Source organism: Erythrobacter sp. F6033, assembly GCF_023016005.1.
In the GTDB taxonomy this organism is placed as follows: domain Bacteria; phylum Pseudomonadota; class Alphaproteobacteria; order Sphingomonadales; family Sphingomonadaceae; genus Erythrobacter.
Genome location: NZ_JALKAZ010000002.1, coordinates 277,928 through 298,656, shown reverse-complemented (window position 1 = coordinate 298,656; position 20,729 = coordinate 277,928). Strand labels below are relative to the sequence as shown.

Sequence of the window (20,729 nt, the reverse complement as noted above, 5' to 3'; positions counted from 1 at the left end):
CTTATTGGTCCCGCAGGCGCTCCAATTCGGAGCGCGCCTGAAGCGCGACATCTTGAGCGCGCAGCCAATCGGGCGAACCGACCGGCAATCCCGCTTCGGCTGCCTGAGCATTGCGCAGCGCCTGAGGATAGTCCCGGTTCATCACTTGTTGTTCGGCGCTGGCAAGCTTCGCTCGCGGAATATCGCCTTTGGCCGCGTAAACAACGCCCAGCTGATACCAAGCGAAGGGATTGAACCGATCTTTGGCCACCGCCGCGCGGAGCACTTTTTCGGCCTCGGCGTAGTTATCTCTGTCCTCGGTCGCGATCAATGCGTGCCCGAACATTCCTGCGATGAGCGGCTGGTTCAGTGTAATGTCAGTTGCGCGGCGAAGCGGGATCAGCGCGTCTTCTACGCGGCCTGATTCCAGCAGGATCTGGCCCTGCACTTCGAGGAAATACGGATTGTCTGGATCGGTTGCGAGGAGCGCGTCGGTTTCCGCCAGCGCTTTCTCTACCTGTGCGTCCTTGTGATAGGCATAGGCGCGGGCATAGCGAGCTGGTGCGCTCGTATCGCTCTCCGGGTACATCGTAAACGTCCGGCGCGGCTCGGCGAGATAGCCGAACAATTTGGCGCGCACGCGCAAGAAACGCTCCTGCAACTCCGCATCATCGGGAGCATCCCATGCGGCATCTTCCTGCAAAAGATCGCGCAGTGTCTGGATACGGTCGCCGGAAAGCGGGTGGGTGCGGGTGTAAGTGGCTTCATCGCCTTGGCTAAAGCCGCGGCGAATTTCGAGATCGCGCAGACGGTCAAAGAATTTCAGCATTCCCCGGCCTGAAATACCTGCGCCCGACAAATAGCGAGCGCCGGCAAGATCGGTTGAGGCTTCCTGATTGCGGTTGAAGGCGAGAAAACTGCCCAGCGCCGCGCGTTGACCGGCCATGATAGCGCCAATCGCTGCATCACCAGCCCCGGCAAGCGCCGCACCGACACCAATGAGCAGCGACAAGATGCTGATTCCGTTTGCGGCGGTCGTGCGCTCATTAAATCGGACAACGTGACCGGCGGTAATATGGCCAAGCTCATGAGCGAGCACGCCTTGCACTTCGTTGGCGGTTTCGGCAGCGTTGATCAGGCCCGCATGGACATAAATGACCTGGCCGCCCGCCACAAAGGCGTTGATCGACGGATCATTGATCAGAACAATATCGACATTGCCGGGCTCCAGCTCCGAAGCTTCGACCAGAGGGGCGGTCATATCGCGCAGCAGGGCTTCGGTCTCTGCATCGCGCAGAATAGATTGCGCAGCCGCCGGGTTCAGCGTGATGAGGCTGCTGGCAAGCAGAGCCAGACAATAGGCGCAAAAGCGCGTGAGCGAGAGATTTTGGAGCGGGCGCATTGGGCTCCTGCTAACGCGTTTCCTCCTGAACAGGAACTGAAACCGTGTCAGAACTGGTAACGCCGGTCGCAAACCCGGCAATCAAATCGGCCACTTCGCGCCGTGATCGCCATGGGGCCGCGAGTGACGTCAGTGGATCGATATGATCTTTCTTAGGGAAGAAGACGGTGAGCGCGTGCCCGCCTTCGTCTTTCAATTTCTCTGCCAGGATTCGGCTGTTGCGCGGGCGCACGGTGGTGTCTTCTTCGCCATGGAGAAACAGCATTTGCGGCGCGTTGCCAGTGATATGGGCGATCGGTTGGGTGATTTCAGGCTCAGGCGCTTCACCAAAGGCTGCGATAGTGGAATCGCTATCAAAAGGATAAAAATCATACGGACCAGACATGCCGATCACGCCCTTGATGTCATCAGACGACAGCCCCTCTTCGGCGAGCCATTTGTCTTCAAGCGCAGCCATTACGACATTGTAAGCTCCGGCAGAATGGCCAGCGACAACAATGTTTTCCGGGTCCCCGCCATGATTTGCGATTTCGCGATGGGTCCAGCCGATAGCGCTTGCGGTGTCGGTCAACATGGCCGGATATTTGCCTGCTTCTTCAAGCCGGTATCCCGCCAAGACGACAAGGAAACCGCGTTCGACAAAAGCGCGGCCAACAAAGTCATAGTCCTCCGGATCGCCAGATCGCCAGCTGCCGCCATGGACAAACAACAGGACAGGGCGGGGCTTTCCGCTGCGCGCATGCTCTTGCGTGTCCGGCCCCCAAACGACCAGCTTTTGTTGGGGGTGATCGCCGGTAGAGACGACGGCCAACTGCTCCGCACCGCCGTCGCCACCGGTGAGCCGGTCAACCGCGCTCAGCACGGCAGGGCCGTTCTGCGCAATCGCATATTGCAATACCAGCGCGCCGATAACGCCAACAACAACCAGCCCGCCGAGCGTCCAGACAATCATTCGGCGCATCCTTTTTCCGTTCATTCAATTGACCTTATTTGGCGCTACATCACCGCGCAAATTCGCAGCGGCTAGAAAGTTACGAGCTGCGGCGTAGTCCGATCCCGTCCAAAACGGAACTGGTGATGCCTCTAGCCCTACGTGAATCGCCTTTTCGGCATCGTTCAATTTGCGGTTCGCGACCTGACGGATGAACACACCTGCAATCCGATCGGGTAAAGCGAGGGCGGTTTCACCGAAGACTGTCAGATCTTTCTGCGTATCATCGCCGACCAGCACGAACCGCATATCCGGATAAGTTGCAAGCAGCCGCTCCACTGCCCGTTGTTTGTGCGATCCGTGCCCCTGAGAGCCAAGAGTTTCCCGGTTCAACCCCCAATCGCGCAGCATGATCGGCCCGAGCGGTAAATCGCGTTGATGCTTGAATGTAACGAGGTACGAAAACAGGTTCCACGGGCTTGATGAGACGTAGAAGACAGGCCGGGGGATCGGCTGCGGAACGGGCGCATTGTAAGGGCCGCGATCCGACGGTTTGCGCCCTGTGCCGCCGCCCAAATCCGAATAGAATTCCGGCGCACCGGGCACGACAATCCGCTCGCCTGGCATTTGCGCTAGAACACGTTTCCAATTGCGCAGAATTGCCCGCGCGCTTCCGGTGATGCCTGTTTCGAGGATTGTGTCATCGATATCGGAAATCACGCCCGTTGCCGCGTTTTTCCCGGGCGCGAGAATATATGCAGTCTTTGAGCGTTCGGGGCTTTTGGGGGCAGGACGCCAAGTTAGCGCCGCCGCATCCCAGCCTGTTTGAACGGGCAGTTCGTGGGCCTGCTGGAAGGCGATCTTGAAATGGACAAAGCCCTCTTCATCGCTTGTCGCCGTTTCGCGGATAGTCTCGCCTGTGCCGAGTGCAAACTCGAGCTGCACGTTAAGCCCTGCCACTTCGCGCGACGCATATTGCCCGAACATCACCGAAAGACTGCGCCAAAAGCCGCGCTTTTCAAACAATGGCTCTGGTTGGGCTAAAGCGCGCGCGGTTAGAAATAACGCCGACGCACTGCGATAGCCGAAGAACGGTTGTACCCTGACGGGAGTTCGGGATGCGCGGCCAAAAACCATAGACGCTGCGCCTAGCGGCGAGCGCTCTATAGTCCAAGCATGACTTTAGCGGTGTTTAGCCGACGAGCTTTCTGGCAGCGCGTTCAATCATCGGAATATCGTCATCGATTTCGCCGATCATGGACACGTTGCCAGCGCCATCGCGGCGTACCACGACGAGCGAGAATTCTGCACCGTCGCCAGACAGAGCCTCAAATGTCAGCTCCTCCAACTCGCGCAGTTTCTTGGCGAGCGCGCGGCGGACTTCATCGGCTGCCTCGACTTCTTTGCCTGCTTCCTCGCGGCGCAGACGGCGTTCTGCCGCGACGACACCTTTAAGACCGCCATCGGCGTTCTCCAGGAATTCTGCGAGCGATCCGCTTTCCATTTCATGGCGGTGAGCATGCGCCAGAACGGCAGCATATTCGGTCAGGCGGGTCTTGTCGTAATTGCTGCCAAACACGAGCTTGACGACCGGGGTCATCGGCGCGCGATCCTGAACACTCAGGCCGCTCTCTTCGAGCAGTTCGTTATATTCCTCAGGCGCGGCTTTCGCGGCTAGCGAGAAGTCATAGGCGCGGCCAACGGCGCTATAGAGCGCGGTGCGGCTGCGATCTTCCGCAACATTTGCCGACTGTGCAAGCTCACGTGCGGCCGCGAGGAAATCATACAGGTCGGCATTTTCGCCAAGCTCGTCGTTAATGTCGGGAGCCGCTGGGACATCGATCGGTTCAGGAGCAGGTTGCTCGGCAACGAAGCTCTCTTCTTCCACCGCTTCTTCTTCGTCGTAAAGCGGTTCGCTGACAGGCTCTTCGATCTCGCTCACTTCTTCAATAGAAGGTTCGCTGAATTCTTCTGGCTCGCCAAAGCTGCCGAGGTCGATCGGCATTTTCGCTTTGGGTTCAGCCGGAGTGTCCTCTTCCGCAATCTCATCGGAAAGCGGTGCGTAGTCCGAGAATTCGCTGTCATCACTCTCAGGCACGTCATCGTTGTACTCGGCCTGATAGTCCGCAGCATCAAAATGATCTGCTTCGAGGTCGACTGCCTTTTTGGTAGGCGTTTCGATGTAGTCCGATAGGGAAGCGAAGCTGTATCCTGCATCGCTTTCTTCTTCGTCTTCCTCATCATCAGGATCGTCAAGCGAATATTGCCCGAAGTCGGGAAGCGGCAGATCGTTCTCGTCTTTGGGGCTTTCATAGTCGCCGCTAAGCGAGGCGACATTGTCGCTGAACTCTGGCTCAAATGCCGGGGCTTCTTCAGAAATTTCGGCTTCTGCCCCGAGTTCAAAAATGTCGGCGCTGGGTGCGTCGACAAGCTGATCGGCATGATGCTTTTGCGGTTCGTCTTCATCTTCGGCTGGCTCGTCGCTTGCTTCGAGTGCTTGATCGATTTCAAGCAGCAATTCGTCCGAAGTGACCTGGTCCGCGATTTCTTTCCAATTGATCACGCCATAGATGAAATCGATGGTTTCATCGTCGCTCGAAAATGGCAGCAGGATACCGCGATACATGATCGAGGAACCGCGCTGGTTCACGAATTCCGCTTCGAAGCCGATTGGCGCCTGATTGGCGAGGATCTGCATATAGTGATCGGTAATCCGGCTCAACAAAGAGCGCGGCGGCACGTCTGACAGCTGTTTGATCGATCCGTCTGTGCCGCATTCTTCAGCAAGCTGGTCCCCCAGATACTGAACGGCGGGGTCTTCAACGCCAGCAGAAAAATCGAGCAGCACGCTGTTCGGGCCGAAATCATGGAGATTGTGCGGCTCAAGATCTTCGATCGAAGGAAAGCTGTTATCGGCAAGCAGGCTGGCCCAGTGATTATAAGCGCGCACTTGCATACGGCGCTCATCCTGGCCGATTGCTTCGGGCGGCAATTCGCGCGCCACCTCGTCTTCGTGGGCATCCCAGTCCTGATCGTTGCCGATCGGATCGCTGGAATCAAAAGTACCCCGCAGATTGTCCATGGCCTTAACACGCCCCTTGCTTAACGTTTACCGTCTGGGGTTCTGGAGATGCGTGGTAAACATCCCGTTAAGTGCATGCTGGAATTCTGAGAATTGCGAGCGATAGGGCCAGTGACGTCAGTCAGCCAATTGCGTGCTTGCCTAGAGGAAGTAGCGCATCTTTATCGTCAGGTTTTGTGGTGCTTCGCCAAGATCGAACACCGCATCTTTGAATTTCGGCGGCGCCATCCGGACCGGTGCATCGCGCGAAAAGCCATATCCTTCCTTTGGCATCATGCCCAAGGCACGATCGGCTTTGCCGTTGTTGTTTTCATCATGCAGCAGCGCGATGGCATATTTGCCGGGTTTCACACCTTTGAACGTAATGGTCACAGTTTCACCTGCTGGCACGACGGTGCGGAGCGATTCAGGGTCTTTCTTGCACTTGGGGAAAGCCTTTTCGAGGGCGGTGATGCAGGCTCGCACAACCCCTTCGGTTGATCGCAAATTGGTGACCGTGATCGTGACTTCGCTCGCGGCGACGGGCGCAGCCATCGCTGTCAAAGCGGTGCCCGCGGCAAGAACCACGGAGCGTATCATGCTTGGGCGCTTTCGTGCCCGGCTTCGCTCACGATGCGTTTCGAGAAGCCGCGATCGGTCCCGCAAACGCGATCCCAGAAACGGAAATACAGACCGAAGTTGCATCGATACTCCTCGTGATGCTTTTCATGATGGCTGGCTGTTATCACCCATTGTCCCAACGGGGAATGAACAAGCCATCGCGGGAAAATCTCCCAACCCATGTGATTGGTGACGCCCATCAGGGTTGCGATGGACAGCACCACGCCCAGCATAGCGATGTGGATTGGCACAATGAGCAGCATTGCAGGGATCAGCGCCGCCCCAATGATCGATTCCAGCCAATGGAAACTCATTGCTGTCCACGCGGTTGGCGGTTTGCTGTCGTGATGGACTTTATGCATCACTTTGAACAATCGGGGTTCATGCATCGCGCGGTGGGTCCAGTAAAACCACGTGTCCTGCGCGAAGAGATAGATCAGCACCGAAAGCGGCAGGTACCACAGCGGATAGTCGGTGAAACCTGCATAAAGCTGTGTCCAGCCAAAGTGGTTCCAGCTCCAGAAAAGCATCCCGGCGGGCGCGCCGTAAATGACCGTGGCGAGCAAGGACCAGCGGATCTCGCGGCCAATTTGCGCCCGCTGTCCATCATAGAGACCCGGGCGAACCCGCTGAGTGATCCATGCGAAAAGCCCACTGGACGCGAAGTACCGGGCCGCGACAAATCCCGACGTCACGAGGCTAACGATCAATAAGGCAAGTAGGATGGGCGTGTCAGGCGATAGCATGGCGCCATGTATGACGCAGAAAGCTTACCGAAAACAGTCCTATCCCGCGCTTACCGGATCGCCGCAATGCGGATCATGTAAGACGGTGTGGCGTCGCATCGCCATTCGGGCGAGCCGTTCGACCTGAACCTTGCGCCGGGCAGCTGCGAGCGGATCGAGAGGGGCATGGCGCAATATCTCTGCGTCATAGCCATCGCCCACTATGACGCCGCAGGCATCAGGCCGGTACGCTTCGCTTTCCAGCGGGCTTCGGTCGAGCCCTGGCGGCACGCCCCAAAAAAAGCGGTCGCAATAATCGAGATAATCGGGCCATTTGCTGTCGCCGAGCAGATCGCCGCGAGCGACCTTGATCTCGACAATCACGATCAGGCCCTTGGCATCAACGCCCATCAAATCAGATCGCCGCCCATTCTTGAGCGGAACCTCTGGCAGACACCAGATATCGTTGCGCGCGAATAGGCGCATGATGCCGCGCGCCACATCCTGAGCAGTTGAAGGCGAATCAATTGTGTCTGGAACGGTAGAAGTCATGCGGCATGATTGGAACATACCGCGAACAAGGTCAACCTGCTGACTTAGTCGCGGGGCACCGCGCGCCTGTCGGTCACGAGCACATGCAGGACCCCTTCGCGTGCCATATGGAATTCGCGCCAAAGCGCCAGTGCGGGAGCATTTGCATCCATGCCGCGAGCCGTGATGACTTTTAGCGCTCTTAATCCGGGCTGCATCATTGCATCGATATCCTCGATGCCCTGCCACGCCAGTTCGCGTTGCCATTCGGCAGATTGACCAAGCGCTGTCGCGAAGCGGTCAGCGTCCTGATCCGATTTTTCGGGTGCAAGCTGCGCCAGAGCCGCGACCTCAGCAGCTCTGCTGTGCAGGTCATCCCATTTCTGCGCGAGCGCCTGGATGGGGCGTGTGGCCTGCTCGGCCGTTTCGCGCATTACGCGCATCTGCTCTGGAGGTAGTGCTGACATGGAGCGCTGTATAGACGCGAACGCCTTGTCTTTTGGTTAATGTTGGATTGGCCATTTGCGCCCGATGTCGATTATTGGCTGGCGAAGCGGCATAAGCCTTGCTAATCGGCGCGCCCGGCGTGATTGTAGCGTCAGGCAATCGGCACCCGTAGCTCAGCTGGATAGAGCGCTGCCCTCCGAAGGCAGAGGCCAGAGGTTCGAATCCTCTCGGGTGCGCCATTTTTTCTCTACGCGAACCCGTTTTCGATGAATTCGAGCGCGCAGCCTGCGAGCATTGCTGCCCCGTGTGGTAATGCGCCTTCGTCTACATGCATTCGAGGGGAGTGGATCGCGCAGCACTGTGTCCAGTCCTCGCCATCGGGCGCAACGCCCAAAAAGAACATCGCGCCCGGCACTTTTTCGAGCAGGTAGGAGAAATCCTCTGCGCCCATGATCGGGTCGGGTAGATCGCGCCAACCTTCTGCTCCGCCTAGCTGCTTCGCGACTTTCTCGCCCAGATTGACAGCCCTTGTATCGCACAGCGTCACGGGAAAGCCGAACTCAAGCTCGCATGTTGCCTCGACGCCGTATGCAGCCGCGGTTTGGCGCGCGGTTTCTGCGATGAGGCCGTGCACTTTCTCCCGGTGATCGGCGGAAAGCGTGCGGATCGTGCCGCCCAGAACGACATCGTCCGGAATTACGTTGTGGGCGGTGCCTGCGTGAATCTGGGTCACGGTCACAACCACAGCATTGGTGGCTTTAAAACGGCGCGTCACCATGGCTTGGATCGCACCGACAATCGCCGCTGCGGCTGGCACGGGATCGGCGCAATCATGCGGCATGGAGGCATGCCCGCCGCGTCCTTTGACGGTGATGGTGAATTGATCAGCTGCTGCCATTAGCGGCCCTGCGCGGCCCGCGAGAACACCGTATGCGGCGTTGGGCATAATATGGAGCGCAAACGCGGCATCGGGCAGCGGATCAATCAGGCCATCATCCAGCATAAAGCGCGCGCCATGATACCCTTCTTCGCCCGGCTGGAACATGAAATCGACAGTGCCGGTCAACTCGCTTTGCTGCGCGGCGAGAATTCGCGCGGCACCCGTTAGCATTGCGGTGTGAGTGTCGTGACCGCAGGCATGCATCCGGCCCGGAATGGTGGATGCGAAATCGAGATCGGTTTTCTCGTCCATAGGCAGCGCGTCCATATCGCCGCGTAGCAGCACGCGGGGAGCATCTGCGCCGGCCTTTCCGCCTGTGAGTGTCGCGACAGCGCCTGTCGTTGACGGGCCGGTCTTCCATTCAAGCGGCAGATCGGACAGCGCCTCTCGCACCTTCGCCATGGTCAGCGGCGTGTGTAGGCCCAGTTCCGGTTCGGCGTGGATGGCGCGGCGCAGCGCAATGATATCAGGCGCGAGTGCGCGGGCGGAATCGAGAAGTGTGTCGGTTAGCATGACGGCAGGTTAGCGCTGCCTGCCCCGCGCGCATAGCGGTTAAAGTCAGTCGCGGTAGCGGACTGTAATGGCGAGTGGCTTGACGCCGTTTCCAACGCTGAAGCTGGCTTTCTTCGCCGAAGGTGGGCGCGGGATACCGAGAAACGAACCAATCTTCGGATTGTTCGACATGCCGGCACCGTCTTTCGAAAAGTCCATTTCGCGGTTGCCGTTCGCATCATGCTGAACAGCGATGGCGTAGTTGCCTGCGCGCGGCACTGGCACGCAGACTGTCATAGACCCCTGGCGCGGTTTCGTGTCGATGCGGGTGAGGTACCGTTTGCTTTTGAGCCAATCGCCGCTCTTGGCGAAATAAACGCGTACGAACAAATTGCCGCTGGAAGACTTCAATCCGCTCACACGGAGACGCACCGCAGGGCCGTTGCCCGCGGCGCACTTGCTCATATCGTTGCCGCTTACCTGGGCGTAAGCCGTTTGTGCGGAGGCAGCTGGCGCGATTGCCAGCGCTGAACCGAGCGCCAGAGCGCCCAGCGCTCCAAAGCCAATTGCCATTGGTTTCATAGTCGTATTCCAAACCTTCAAATACATTCGTGGCCGTTTCACGGGGCCCAATATGCATCGACAAATGGCACAGGCGCGCTGAATTCCACCTGAATTGACCCAAAACTGAGCCTTACACCGGTGGAAAAGGGTTCGGCCCGCGCTTGTGAGAGGATTCGTGCGTGCCGTATGGTGGAGCAGCGCGATACGGGACTTTTCCCACACCCGAAGATACAATTATGCCAGCACCACTGATCTCTCCTTCAATTCTTTCCGCTGACTTTTCGAAGTTGGGTGAGGAGGTGCGAGCGATTGACGCAGCCGGTGCAGATTGGGTGCATATCGATGTGATGGACGGACATTATGTGCCCAACATCACAATCGGACCAGATGTTGTTAAGGCTCTGCGCCCGCACACAAGCAAGACATTTGACGTCCACCTTATGATCGCGCCTGTCGATCCGTATCTGGAGGCTTTTGCCGAGGCTGGCGCGGACATCATCACCGTTCACCCCGAAGCAGGGCCCCACGTCCACCGGACGCTTCAGGCGATCCGCGCGCTGGGCAAAAAGGCCGGTGTGGTGCTCAACCCCGGCACGCCGGTCGAGGTGCTCGATAATCTGATGGACCTCGTCGATCTGGTGCTTGTGATGAGCGTCAATCCGGGTTTCGGCGGGCAGACGTTTATCCATTCACAGCTCGATAAAGTGCGCCGCATCCGCGCCATGATCGAAAAAGAGGGTCGCCCGATCCACCTCGAAGTTGATGGCGGAGTAAACCCGGAAACTGCGCGATTGTGCGAAGAGGCCGGCGCCGATGTGCTGGTCGCAGGGTCAGCCACATTCAAAGGCGGTCCCGATCAATACGCTGCCAATATCGCCGCGCTTAAGGGCGAGAGGTAATGGCAACCCTGTTCCGCGATACTCCCGAAGACGAGATCGAGGATATTGCTGATGATGCCGCCCTTCCCCTAGGCGGGGGAAATGAGCATGCGGGCGGTTTGGCCGTTGTTGCTGGCGATGAAGATAGCCTCCATCCCGAAGTCGAAACATCGCGCGCTCTCGCGCTGACGGATGTTATCGCGCCGCGTTCCAGCGCAGGTGAGGCTTTGATCCGCATGGCATACCGTATGGGTGTGCCCGGTCATGCGCTCGCGGCTCCCTTCCGCCGCGCGGCACCTGTGCGTATTCTCGCCACGGTCGATGCTCCCGCCATTGGCAATCGTGCCGCCGGGACTGCGATCAGAGCGGGGCATTTTCTGATCGATGGCGTCAAACTGCCGATCGCCCAGGTCAATTTTGAGGCCACTGCTAAGTCGGCGCCGCGGGTTGAGCGCACCTTGCACTCTTTCTCTTGGCTGGCGGACCTCGCTGCTAGCGCGCCGCGCGAAGACTGCATCAGTTCTGCTGAACGGATCACCTTGCGTTGGCTCGAAGCGAATGGTGAACCTGCAAAAGGCCCGGCGTGGGAGGTGGAGAATGTCGGCCTCCGCCTGCTCGCTTGGCTGGTCCACGCGCCTCTAATCCTCGGCACCAAAGGTGGTGAGTTGCGGCCTCGCCTGCTTGCCGCCATTCAGGAAACAGCCGGTTGGCTTGACCGCAAAGCGGTCCGCACAGGCGCAGGGCTTGGCCAGATTGCTGGTCTTGCTGGCGTGACGGCAGCCGGGCTTTTGTTGCCGGAAGGCAAGCCTCGACGCCTTTATGGCGAAGCTGCGCTTATTCGCGCGCTTGGGGAATTGGTTGGCGAAGATGGCGGCGTGCTGGCTCGCTGCCCAGAGGCGCAAATGGACGCCATCGCGGTTCTGACCAACTTGATCGCGTGCTATGAAGCAGTTGAGGTCGATGTTCCCGAAGCGCTGATTGTGATGCGCGAGCTTTTGGTGCCGCCGCTGCTGGTGCTGCGTCACGGCGATGGCGGTTTGGGCAGTTGGCAAGGCAATGGCGCAATCGCCGCCGACCGAGTGGCGTCATTGCTTGCGGCAACGGGCATTCGCACGCGCCCGCTCAAGGAAGTTGAGCATTGGGGCTTTCACCGGCTGCGCGGCGGCAAAACAGTGGTGCAATTTGACGCCGCTCCGCCTCCCCGCGCGCGCCATGTTCGCAATGGCTGCGCATCGACGCTTGCTTTTGAAGTTTCAGACGGCCCGTCTCGCCTGATCGTCAATTGTGGCGGATCGTCGCTTTCAGGTGGCCAGATCCCTGCGAGAATTGGGCAAGGCCTGCGCGCGACTGCGGCGCATTCCACTCTTATTCTCGACAATGCCAACTCCACAGCTGTGCTGCTGCACGGTAAGCTTGGGCGCGGGGCGGAAACGGTTGACGTTGAGCGCAAAGTGCTGAGCAAACATGGCCGCGAAGCGCACCGGATTGAGGCCAGCCACGATGGCTACGGCGCCCGCTTTGGCCTCACGCACCAGCGGGTCCTTTCCCTCCGTACGGATGGCAGCGAGTTGGCGGGTGAAGACATCCTTTTGCCCGTCTCGCGCAAGGGCAAACGCGGCAAGATCGGCTTTGCGATCCGTTTCCATCTCGGGCGCGGGGTTGAGGCGCATCTGTCCGAAGACGGACGCGGTGCAAGCTTGCTCACGCCGGATGGAAAGCTGTGGCAGTTCCGCTTGCGCGGTGACGCGGCGGGCGCGGCGGATGTCGCGCTGAAATGCGAAGACAGCTTGTGGGTCGATGGCGATGGTCGTCCGCATCCGACAGAGCAATTGGTGATCGAAGGTTTGACGTCACGCGGCGGGGGTCAATTCTCCTGGCTGCTCAAGAAGATGGGTTAAAACCCAAAGGGATTAGAGAATTGGCAAAAACGGTAATCAAGCGGGCGCTGCTTTCGGTGTCCGACAAAAGTGGCCTTGCGGATTTGGGCAAGGCACTGGCAGCACGCGGCGTTGAGCTGGTGAGCACAGGCGGCACGGCCAAGGCATTGCGCGATGCGGGTCTCGATGTGCTCGATGTGTCTGAACTTACCGGATTTCCGGAAATGATGGATGGCCGCGTTAAGACGCTGCACCCGACCGTCCACGGCGGATTGTTGGCGCTGCGTGATAATGACGAACACGTCGCCGCGATGAACGAACACAGTATCGGCGCGATCGATCTCGTTGTGGTCAATCTCTATCCGTTTGAGGCTACTGTCGCCAAAGGCGCGGAACGCGCGGAAGTGATCGAGAATATCGACATTGGCGGGCCGAGCATGGTCCGCAGCGCGGCCAAGAACCATGGCTTTGTGACGATCATGACAGACGCGGCGGACTACGCCGAGCTTCTCGAAGAGCTGGACGCGAATGATGGCGCGACGTCAGATGCGTTCCGTATCCGCATGGCGGGCAAGGCCTATGCGCGCACGGCCGCCTATGATGCGGCGATTGCGAACTGGTTCGCCTTTGGCGATGCCTTTACCAATCCGCTTGGTCCGGAAGCTCTCAAGGCCACGCCTTTCACCGACACCATGCCACTGGCTTTCAAACGCGAAGATATCCTGCGTTACGGCGAAAACCCCCACCAATCAGCGGCGATCTATGTCCCGCAAGTGACTGGTACGAGCGGCGTTCCGCAGGCTGAACAGCTTCAAGGCAAGGCGCTGAGCTATAACAATTTGAACGACGCTGATGCGGCGCTGGAACTGGTCGCTGAATTTGCCGGACAAGACCCTGCGGTTGTGATCGTCAAACACGCCAACCCATGCGGTGTGGCGCAAGGCAGTTCGCTGCTGGCGGCTTGGAATGATGCGCTTCAATGCGACAGTGTTTCAGCTTTTGGCGGTATCGTTGCGGTGAATACGGAATTGGACGGCGCAACTGCCGAAGCCATCGCCAGCATCTTCACAGAAGTTGTGATCGCGCCGAAAGTCAGCGCCGAAGCACGCGAGGTCTTTGCCAAGAAGAAAAACCTGCGCCTGCTTGAATGCGGAACTTTGCCCGATCCGCGCCGGGGCGGCTTTGCAATGAAGACCATCGCAGGCGGCATGCTGATCCAAGGGCGCGATAATGGCGCGGTGACGCTCGATGATCTGAAGGTGGTGACGAAGCGTGAGCCGACAGAGCAAGAACTCAAAGACTGCCTGTTTGCATGGACGGTGGCACGCCACGTCAAATCTAACGCAATAGTCTATGCCAAAGACGGGGCGACGGCTGGCATCGGAGCGGGGCAGATGAACCGCCGAGATTCAGCCCGCATAGCGGCGATCAAGGCGAAAGAGGCTGCGGAAACCTATGAATGGTCTGAGCCGCGCACCGTTGGTAGTGCGGTTGCATCGGATGCGTTCTTCCCGTTTGCCGACGGACTGATCTCAGCCGCCGAAGCGGGGGCAACTGCTGTGATCCAACCTGGCGGCTCGATTAGAGACGAAGAAGTGATCGCGGCGGCTGATGAGGCAGGCCTCGCAATGGTCCTGACCAGCATGCGGCACTTTAGGCATTGATGTTTTGCGCACCCCATCCGGGGTGCGCTTTCCTAGGCCCTTCGGACCTGCGGGCGGGCGGTCGCCCTTGCGGCGCTGCGCGCCGTGCTCCGCAGCTTTACCTAAGCTTTCGCACCGATTCGATGCCGAAGGTATCGCAAGGCCGACCGGCCGCCCGAGCTTATGCGAGGAAGCCAAGCGGGCCGGATGGCCCGCGCCCGGCGTTTGAGGGCGCGAAACAAACAAGGTTAACGGCTTGGCATCTTTTTCTCTCTAGAGGCGTAACTAAATCGAACTTTGTCGCGAATTGTCGCATGAAGGCCGCATTCATTTTCGCGCAATCCGGCGCGGTGCAATGGGGCGCTTGAGACACGCAAAACGAAATCTTGAGAATCCCTATGAACCTCTTTGCCCCTGATCTTTATCGCAACTTTGCTCTTGGTTTTGCCGTTGGAGCAGTGATTGTTGGTGCGGCGACGATTGATCAATGGGGCGATCAAATCTCGTCGCCGGCGAACGCCGCTGTGACACTGGAAGCGCCGCAGCCTTCGGATGATTTCTGGAGCATTTCCGAATGAAGCGCACTCTTGTCCTCGGCCTGGCCGCTATCTCTATGGGCCTATCGGCCTGTTCCTCTCCCGCACTAGCATTGGAAGAGCCAGTCAACGCACCCGCGCCCAAGCGGATAGCCAAAGAGGGCGCGGGCCTCAAAACCGCCATTTTTGCAGGCGGTTGTTTCTGGGGCGTGGAAGGCGTTTTCAGCCACGTCAAAGGCGTGAAATCAGCGGTCTCTGGTTTCCATGGCGGCTCTGCAGGAACGGCCAAATACAACCGCATTATCGCGGGCGGCACCAATCACGCCGAAGCGGTGATGATCACCTATGACCCCTATGTCGTGCGTTATGACGAGCTGGTGCAAATCTTCTTTTCGGTGGTCACCGATCCGACACTAAAGAATCGTCAGGGGCCTGATGTTGGAGCGCATTATCGCAGCGCACTTGTTCCGTTGAATGCCGAGCAGAATGCGGTTGCCAAAGCCTATCTCAAGCAGATGAGCGCATCCGGTATCTGGAAGCGCCCGATCGTCACTAAAATCGAGAAGCACCGGAAATTCTACGCTGCTGAAAAGTACCATCAGGACTTTATGGCGAAGAACCCGCGTCACGGTTACATCGTCCGCTGGGACGCCCCTAAAGTGAAGGCGTTGCGTGTTATGTTCCCGCGTGATTACAGGACCAAGTTCCTCCGCGACGGGGCTTAAGCACTGCCGCTGCTTGGCGAGGGACCAATCCGCGCCTATATCATCGCGCATGGCACATGATCACGCGCACCACGAACATTCCGGAGAAACGCTGGTTGAGGCGGCGCGCAATGCGTTGACGGGCTCGGGCGAACAATGGACCGGCATGCGCGAAACCGTGTTTGCCGAGCTTGCCAAGCACGAACGCCCGGTCTCGGCCTATGACATCGCCGATAATCTTTCCGCTGCGCGCGGCAAGCGGGTGGCACCCAACAGCGTTTACCGCATTCTCGATCTGTTTGTTTCGAACAATCTCGCGCTGCGCGTGGAAAGCTCCAACGCCTATCTCGCGAATACTCACCCGGGCTGCGAGCATGACTGCATCTTCCTCGTTTGCGATGAATGCGGCGATGCGACCCACGTTGATGATGAAGAGGTTAGCCGGACCGTGCGTGCTCTTGCCGCGGCGAAGAATTTCAAGGCTGAACGCCCTGTCTTGGAGATTCGCGGCGTCTGCCGTGCATGCGCTTAAACAGTTTGCCGCGAGCCGAAGGGAAAGGTGCAAAAGGCGCATCTGAGCTTGAGTGGAGGGTCTGATCGAGCGCTGAAGCGTTCTCTATGAGCGGCGAGCCGTTCATCGACAGTTTCATTTTGAGGGTGTAAAGCGCTTCTCATGAATCAAAAGCCCCACACTCCACTGCTCGATCAAGTGCCTACACCAGACGAGCTTCGTGATTTAGAGCCAGAACAACTCCGCCAGCTCGCAGACGAATTGCGCACCGAAATGATCGATGCTGTCAGCACATCTGGCGGCCATTTGGGATCGGGCCTCGGCGTGGTCGAGCTTACTGTGGCGATCCACTATGTTTTCAATACGCCCGATGACAAACTCGTCTGGGATGTGGGGCACCAGTGCTATCCGCACAAAATCCTAACCGGACGGCGCGACCGTATCCGCACCCTGCGCCAGGGCGGTGGGCTGTCAGGTTTTACTAAGCGCACGGAAAGCGAATATGATCCGTTTGGCGCAGCGCACTCGTCGACATCGATTTCGGCCGCGCTTGGCTTTGCCATGGCAAACAAGCTGAACGACAAGCCGGGTCGCGGTATCGCGGTGATCGGTGATGGCGCGATGAGCGCTGGCATGGCTTATGAGGCGATGAACAACGCCGAGCAGGCGGGCAATCGTCTCGTCGTGATCCTCAACGACAATGATATGTCGATCGCGCCGCCGGTGGGCGGTCTTTCCGCCTATCTCGCGCGGATGGTTTCTTCGAGCGAATATCTTGGCCTGCGCAGTCTTGCTTCAAAAGCAGTCAAGAAAATGAGCCGCCGGATGCACCAAGGCATTCGCAAGGCTGAAGAATATACGCGCGGTATGGTCACCGGCGGCACGCTGTTTGAAGAGCTCGGCTTTTATTACGTTGGGCCAATCGACGGGCACAATCTTGATCACTTGATCCCTGTGCTCGAGAATGTACGCGACACATCTGAAGGCCCGGTGTTGATCCATGTCGTTACGCAGAAGGGCAAAGGCTACAAATACGCCGAAGAAAGCGCCGACAAATATCACGGCGTGCCCAAATTCGATGTTGTCACAGGCGAGAAAAAGAAAAGCGCTGCCGGTCCGCCCGCCTATCAGAACGTTTTTGGCGATACTCTGGCGAAGCTTGCTGAAACCGACAGCCGTATCTGCGCGATTACCGCCGCGATGCCATCGGGCACCGGTGTAGACCGTTTTGCAAAAGCGCATCCGGAGCGCAGTTTTGACGTCGGCATTGCCGAACAACACGGCGTGACATTCGCTGCCGGTCTCGCCGCGCAGGGCATGCGTCCATTCGCTGCGATCTATTCGACCTTCCTACAGCGCGCCTATGACCAAGTCGTCCATGACGTTGCGATCCAGAACCTGCCGGTCCGCTTTGCGATTGACCGTGCCGGGCTGGTCGGTGCGGATGGCTGCACCCATGCTGGCGCGTTCGACATTACCTATCTTGCGACACTGCCGAATATGGTGGTGATGGCGGCGGCTGACGAAGCCGAGCTGGCGCATATGACCTACACTGCGGTCGAATATGACGACGGGCCGATTGCCTTCCGCTATCCGCGCGGAAATGGCGTGGGTGTTGCGATCCCTGACACGCTTGAAAAGCTAGAGATCGGCAAGGGACGCGTGGTGCGCGAAGGCACCAAGGTCGCTATCCTGTCACTCGGTGCGCGTCTTGAAGAGGCAAAGAAGGCGGCTGACACGCTGGAGGCAAAGGGGCTTTCGACCACCGTCGCCGATATGCGCTTTGCCAAGCCGCTCGACGAAGACCTGATCGCCAAACTGATGCGCGAGCATGAAGTGGTGATCACGGTAGAGGAAGGCGCCATCGGCGGCCTCGGTGCACACGTTCTCACCTATGCTTCGGATGAGGGGCTGACGGATAGCGGTTTGAAGGTTCGCACGATGCGCCTGCCGGACACATTCCAGGATCACGATGACCCGGCGAAGCAGTATGACGAAGCAGGTCTGAACGCGCCGCAGATCGTCGATACGGTTTTGAAGGCGCTGAAGCATAACAGCGCGGGGGTTGCTGAGGAGGCTTCGGCCTGATGCCGCGCTGGCTGGTTGAAACCTTTGCCGAAATTATAATCAGGGCCTTAGGCGTAGTCTTGGCGCTGGTCGTCACGCTTATCTACGCGTTCACTTGGTTTGCCAACGGAGGCGCGACCACAAGCGAGCCGTTGGACCCCGTCGCTCAACTTGTGGTCACCGCGTTATGGCTTGCGATCTTGACGGCAATTGGTCTCGGAACACGAAGGCTGCTTTCGATTTTTGACTAATCGTCACCCCTGCCTCCGCAGGGGTGACGAAGCTGTGGCTGCCTTTCCTACATCATGCGTCGCTGGCATAGCGGTTAGGCCATGCCCCCGCCGTACAAATGCCTCAATAAAACTCCCAGAGTTGGACAAGTGTCACCTGTATCCAACATCACCAACCCTCTGAAAAGACGAAGTAACGCCCCAGAAAACAGGGTGACATGTTGGGAAAAGTGTCATCCGCATCCAACTGTTCAAAGCGGCCTTTTGTGCTAGACCGAAGCATCGCAATCACTTGAGGAACCCGATGCCCCTGCTCCAGACTACACGCGACGGCCCCGTCACCACTCTGACCATCGACCGCGCCGATACGATGAACCCGCTAGGCGCGCCGGGGGATGGGGAGGAATTCCGCGCCGCTTGCGATGCGATCAATCGCGATATCGATGTGCGCTGCGTCATTCTGACGGGCGCAGGCAGGGCCTTTAGCGCGGGCGGCGATATCAAAGCTATGCAGAGCAAGACCGGCACGTTTGGCGGCTCCACGCCTGCAATCTCCGATGGATACCGCGACAATATTCATATGATGCTGCGCGCCCTCCACGCTATCCGCGTGCCAGTTATCGCTGCGGTCAACGGGCCTGCTATTGGTCTTGGCTGCGATGTCTCATGCCTCGCCGATATTCGCATTGCGAGCGACAAGGCCAAGTTCGGCGTCACTTTCCTGAAACTGGGCATTATTCCCGGCGATGGTGGAACGTGGATCCTGCCGCGCGTGATCGGGATGAGCCGCGCATCGGAATTGTTCTACACCGGCGATGTTATCGGCGCTCAGCAAGCGCAGGATTGGGGCCTCGTCAGCCGCGTCGTACCGCATGATGACTTGCTGGCCGAAGCTCAGGAGATGGCGACGAAGATCGCAGCGATGCCGCCCCACTCACTGCGTCAGTCCAAGATGCTGCTGCGGCAGGGCACTCAGGTGAATTATGACACGGCGCTGGAAATGGCGGCCAACACTCAGGCGATGATGCATACGACCGGAGACCATGCTGAGGGTGTCGCCGCGCTTATCGAAAAGCGCGCTGCAACCTTTAAGGGCGAATAGGCTGCCGCCCGCATGAAATGGCTCCGATCCGCGCTGGTTATGGTTGCGACGTGCTATGTCACGGTGTTGGTGATCATGTGGGCGTTTCAATCGCATTTCATCTATCCGGCTCCGCAGTCTCCAGCCGTGCTGACGCCTGGCTATGAGGAGGTCACGCTGCAGACTTCGGATGGGTTGAACCTCCGATCGTTTTACCGCCCTGCGCAAGAGGGGCTTCCCACAATTGTCTATTTTCACGGCAATGGCGGCACTCTCGAGGCGGCGAGCGCTTCCAATATGACCTTTGCTGAGGCTGGTTTCGGCGTCTTTATGGTTGAGTATCGCGGCTATGGCGGCAATCCGGGTGATCCCTCGGAAAAGGGGCTCTACCTCGACGGTGACGCCGCGATGGCTTGGCTTGCTGAGGCAGGAATCTATCCGGAAAAAACGGTCATCGTCGCCAATTCGATCGGAGGCGGCGTGGGTACGGAAATGGCCCTGCGCCATGACCCAGCGGCTCTTGTGCTCATCGCGCCGTTCACGTCATTGCCCGATGCGGCGCAGAGCAACCTGTGGTGGCTTCCCGCGCGCAGCCTTGTCCGAGAGCAATATGACAACGCAGCCAAGATCGGGCAGCTTGATATGCCGATCCTGATCCAGCACGGCACGGACGATTTTGTCGTGCCGTACGAACATGGGCGGGCGCTCGCCGCGCTTGCCAAGGAGCACGAATTTCAAACCTTTGACGGCTCCGGTCATGGGCTGAGTTTTGAGCGCCGATCCCAAGAAGCCCGGCGAGACTGGATTTTGTCGCTCGATTTTGAGCGTTAGAACCAGCGCCAAATGCCCGCAGGAACGCCGCCAATTGGCAAGTGGAGCCAGCAGAAGAAAACGAAGAAGATCAGCCCCACCGCCCAAGGAAAGGCTCCGGCGCCAAAGATCGCGCTCCAACGCGGCCAAAAGCTGGTCTTGCTTTCCCATTCGGCCCACGCTTCGCCCATAAGAACTTGTTTCTTACGGTCCTGAAGATGCGCTCCGACCAGCGCGAGAAAACCCATCGCCGATGCGGTGATCATGGTGCGCCAGCTGTAATGGATGGCGATGTGGGAGAATGCCCACAGTGCAAAACTCCACATCATCGGGTGACGGGTGACTTTGAACACGCCTTTCGGTTCTGCGCGGGCTTGTTCTGCGGCTTTTGGCGTTGGCATTGCAGGGTTGCTGACATACGAACCCGCCAGCAAGATCATCGCGGGCAGAGTGATGATCGTAGCAATGATCCAGCCAAAATCGCCCGAACCGGGTAGGTCAGCTGCTGGCGCTGCCTTGAACGCGAAGTAGATCCACCCAAGCGTCGCAAAGCTGACCAGCGAATAAGCGATCTGAAAGCCGACATTGCCAAGCACCCCAACCAAAGGCGCGCGCAAAGGGTGCGACATGGCGAAATGTGTGCCAACAAAAGCTACGTTTGCAGCAACAAGTTCCGTGAGCGCAGACATGAGCAATCCC

At 58.6% G+C, this 20,729-nt stretch carries 20 protein-coding genes, 1 tRNA gene and 1 pseudogene; 11 read left to right on the top strand and 11 right to left on the bottom strand.

Features of this window, described 5'->3' with window-relative positions; translation table 11 throughout:
* Position 1: 1 nt before the first annotated feature.
* The 8 genes and pseudogenes from MWU39_RS13470 to MWU39_RS13435 all read right to left on the bottom strand — a co-directional run bounded on the left by MWU39_RS13470 (position 2) and on the right by MWU39_RS13435 (position 7,717).
* Positions 2 to 1,381, bottom strand: coding sequence for a M48 family metalloprotease (locus tag MWU39_RS13470; RefSeq protein WP_247160681.1), 1,380 nt, complete (start codon positions 1,379 to 1,381; stop codon positions 2 to 4).
* Between the two features lie 10 nt (positions 1,382 to 1,391).
* Positions 1,392 to 2,357, bottom strand: a complete 966-nt coding sequence (locus MWU39_RS13465) for an alpha/beta hydrolase (protein WP_247160680.1) — start codon at positions 2,355 to 2,357, stop codon at positions 1,392 to 1,394.
* Positions 2,358 to 3,449 carry a phosphatase domain-containing protein gene (locus MWU39_RS13460; protein WP_247160679.1) on the bottom strand — a complete coding sequence of 364 codons (1,092 nt, stop codon included), beginning with the start codon at positions 3,447 to 3,449 and terminating at the stop codon, positions 2,358 to 2,360.
* Between the two features lie 1,345 nt (positions 3,450 to 4,794).
* Positions 4,795 to 5,394 (bottom strand): annotated as a pseudogene (locus tag MWU39_RS13455) (hypothetical protein); the annotation flags it as partial.
* Between the two features lie 141 nt (positions 5,395 to 5,535).
* Positions 5,536 to 5,973 carry a DUF2141 domain-containing protein gene (locus MWU39_RS13450; protein ID WP_247160677.1) on the bottom strand — a complete coding sequence of 146 codons (438 nt, stop codon included), beginning with the start codon at positions 5,971 to 5,973 and terminating at the stop codon, positions 5,536 to 5,538.
* The gene (locus MWU39_RS13445; RefSeq protein ID WP_247160675.1) at positions 5,970 to 6,740 is read right to left on the bottom strand and encodes a sterol desaturase family protein; all 771 of its coding nucleotides are present in this window, start codon (positions 6,738 to 6,740) and stop codon (positions 5,970 to 5,972) included. Before MWU39_RS13445 ends, MWU39_RS13450 begins: the two co-directional genes overlap by 4 nt.
* Positions 6,741 to 6,779: 39 nt before the next feature.
* Entirely contained in the window at positions 6,780 to 7,271 is a 492-nt protein-coding gene (locus MWU39_RS13440; protein ID WP_247160673.1) for an MmcB family DNA repair protein, read from the bottom strand.
* 44 nt (positions 7,272 to 7,315) lie between these two features.
* Positions 7,316 to 7,717 (bottom strand): hypothetical protein, encoded by a 402-nt coding sequence (locus tag MWU39_RS13435; RefSeq protein ID WP_247160671.1) that lies wholly within the window; start codon positions 7,715 to 7,717, stop codon positions 7,316 to 7,318.
* A 142-nt stretch (positions 7,718 to 7,859) separates the two neighbouring features.
* On the opposite strand from MWU39_RS13435, the gene MWU39_RS13430 reads away from it, so the two are divergent.
* Positions 7,860 to 7,936, top strand: a tRNA-Arg gene (locus tag MWU39_RS13430).
* A gap of 8 nt (positions 7,937 to 7,944) precedes the next feature.
* Here the strand turns inward: MWU39_RS13430 and MWU39_RS13425 are convergent.
* Both MWU39_RS13425 and MWU39_RS13420 read right to left on the bottom strand, forming a co-directional pair.
* Positions 7,945 to 9,150: a M20 family metallopeptidase gene (locus MWU39_RS13425; RefSeq protein WP_247160669.1), complete on the bottom strand. Its 1,206-nt coding sequence runs from the start codon at positions 9,148 to 9,150 to the stop codon at positions 7,945 to 7,947.
* Positions 9,151 to 9,195: 45 nt separating this feature from the next.
* Positions 9,196 to 9,711: a DUF2141 domain-containing protein gene (locus MWU39_RS13420; RefSeq protein WP_247160667.1), complete on the bottom strand. Its 516-nt coding sequence runs from the start codon at positions 9,709 to 9,711 to the stop codon at positions 9,196 to 9,198.
* A 218-nt stretch (positions 9,712 to 9,929) separates the two neighbouring features.
* Here MWU39_RS13420 and rpe point away from each other — a divergent pair, with 218 nt between their 5' ends.
* The 10 genes from rpe to MWU39_RS13370 all read left to right on the top strand — a co-directional run bounded on the left by rpe (position 9,930) and on the right by MWU39_RS13370 (position 20,051).
* Positions 9,930 to 10,592 (top strand): ribulose-phosphate 3-epimerase, encoded by a 663-nt coding sequence (gene rpe, locus MWU39_RS13415; RefSeq protein WP_247160665.1) that lies wholly within the window; start codon positions 9,930 to 9,932, stop codon positions 10,590 to 10,592.
* A complete protein-coding gene (locus MWU39_RS13410) occupies positions 10,592 to 12,469 on the top strand; it encodes a heparinase II/III family protein (RefSeq protein WP_247160663.1) in 1,878 nt (625 codons plus the stop codon). The genes rpe and MWU39_RS13410 overlap by 1 nt, the downstream gene beginning before the upstream one ends.
* Before the next feature lie 20 nt (positions 12,470 to 12,489).
* Positions 12,490 to 14,112 carry a bifunctional phosphoribosylaminoimidazolecarboxamide formyltransferase/IMP cyclohydrolase gene (purH, locus tag MWU39_RS13405; RefSeq protein ID WP_247160662.1) on the top strand — a complete coding sequence of 541 codons (1,623 nt, stop codon included), beginning with the start codon at positions 12,490 to 12,492 and terminating at the stop codon, positions 14,110 to 14,112.
* 377 nt (positions 14,113 to 14,489) lie between these two features.
* Entirely contained in the window at positions 14,490 to 14,669 is a 180-nt protein-coding gene (locus MWU39_RS13400; protein ID WP_247160661.1) for a hypothetical protein, read from the top strand.
* Positions 14,666 to 15,352 carry a peptide-methionine (S)-S-oxide reductase MsrA gene (gene msrA, locus MWU39_RS13395; RefSeq protein ID WP_247160659.1) on the top strand — a complete coding sequence of 229 codons (687 nt, stop codon included), beginning with the start codon at positions 14,666 to 14,668 and terminating at the stop codon, positions 15,350 to 15,352. Before MWU39_RS13400 ends, msrA begins: the two co-directional genes overlap by 4 nt.
* Positions 15,353 to 15,401: 49 nt before the next feature.
* Positions 15,402 to 15,863, top strand: a complete 462-nt coding sequence (locus tag MWU39_RS13390; protein ID WP_247160658.1) for a transcriptional repressor — start codon at positions 15,402 to 15,404, stop codon at positions 15,861 to 15,863.
* A gap of 141 nt (positions 15,864 to 16,004) precedes the next feature.
* Positions 16,005 to 17,930, top strand: coding sequence for a 1-deoxy-D-xylulose-5-phosphate synthase (gene dxs / locus MWU39_RS13385; protein ID WP_247160656.1), 1,926 nt, complete (start codon positions 16,005 to 16,007; stop codon positions 17,928 to 17,930).
* On the top strand, positions 17,930 to 18,160 hold the full coding sequence (locus tag MWU39_RS13380; RefSeq protein WP_247160655.1) for a hypothetical protein: 231 nt from the start codon (positions 17,930 to 17,932) through the stop codon (positions 18,158 to 18,160). The genes dxs and MWU39_RS13380 overlap by 1 nt, the downstream gene beginning before the upstream one ends.
* Positions 18,161 to 18,443: 283 nt before the next feature.
* Entirely contained in the window at positions 18,444 to 19,241 is a 798-nt protein-coding gene (locus MWU39_RS13375) for a crotonase/enoyl-CoA hydratase family protein (RefSeq protein ID WP_247160653.1), read from the top strand.
* 12 nt (positions 19,242 to 19,253) lie between these two features.
* Positions 19,254 to 20,051: an alpha/beta fold hydrolase gene (locus MWU39_RS13370; protein ID WP_247160652.1), complete on the top strand. Its 798-nt coding sequence runs from the start codon at positions 19,254 to 19,256 to the stop codon at positions 20,049 to 20,051.
* Here MWU39_RS13370 and MWU39_RS13365 read toward each other — a convergent pair.
* A complete protein-coding gene (locus tag MWU39_RS13365; RefSeq protein ID WP_247160650.1) occupies positions 20,048 to 20,719 on the bottom strand; it encodes an NnrU family protein in 672 nt (223 codons plus the stop codon). The genes MWU39_RS13370 and MWU39_RS13365 overlap by 4 nt on opposite strands.
* Positions 20,720 to 20,729: the final 10 nt, after the last annotated feature.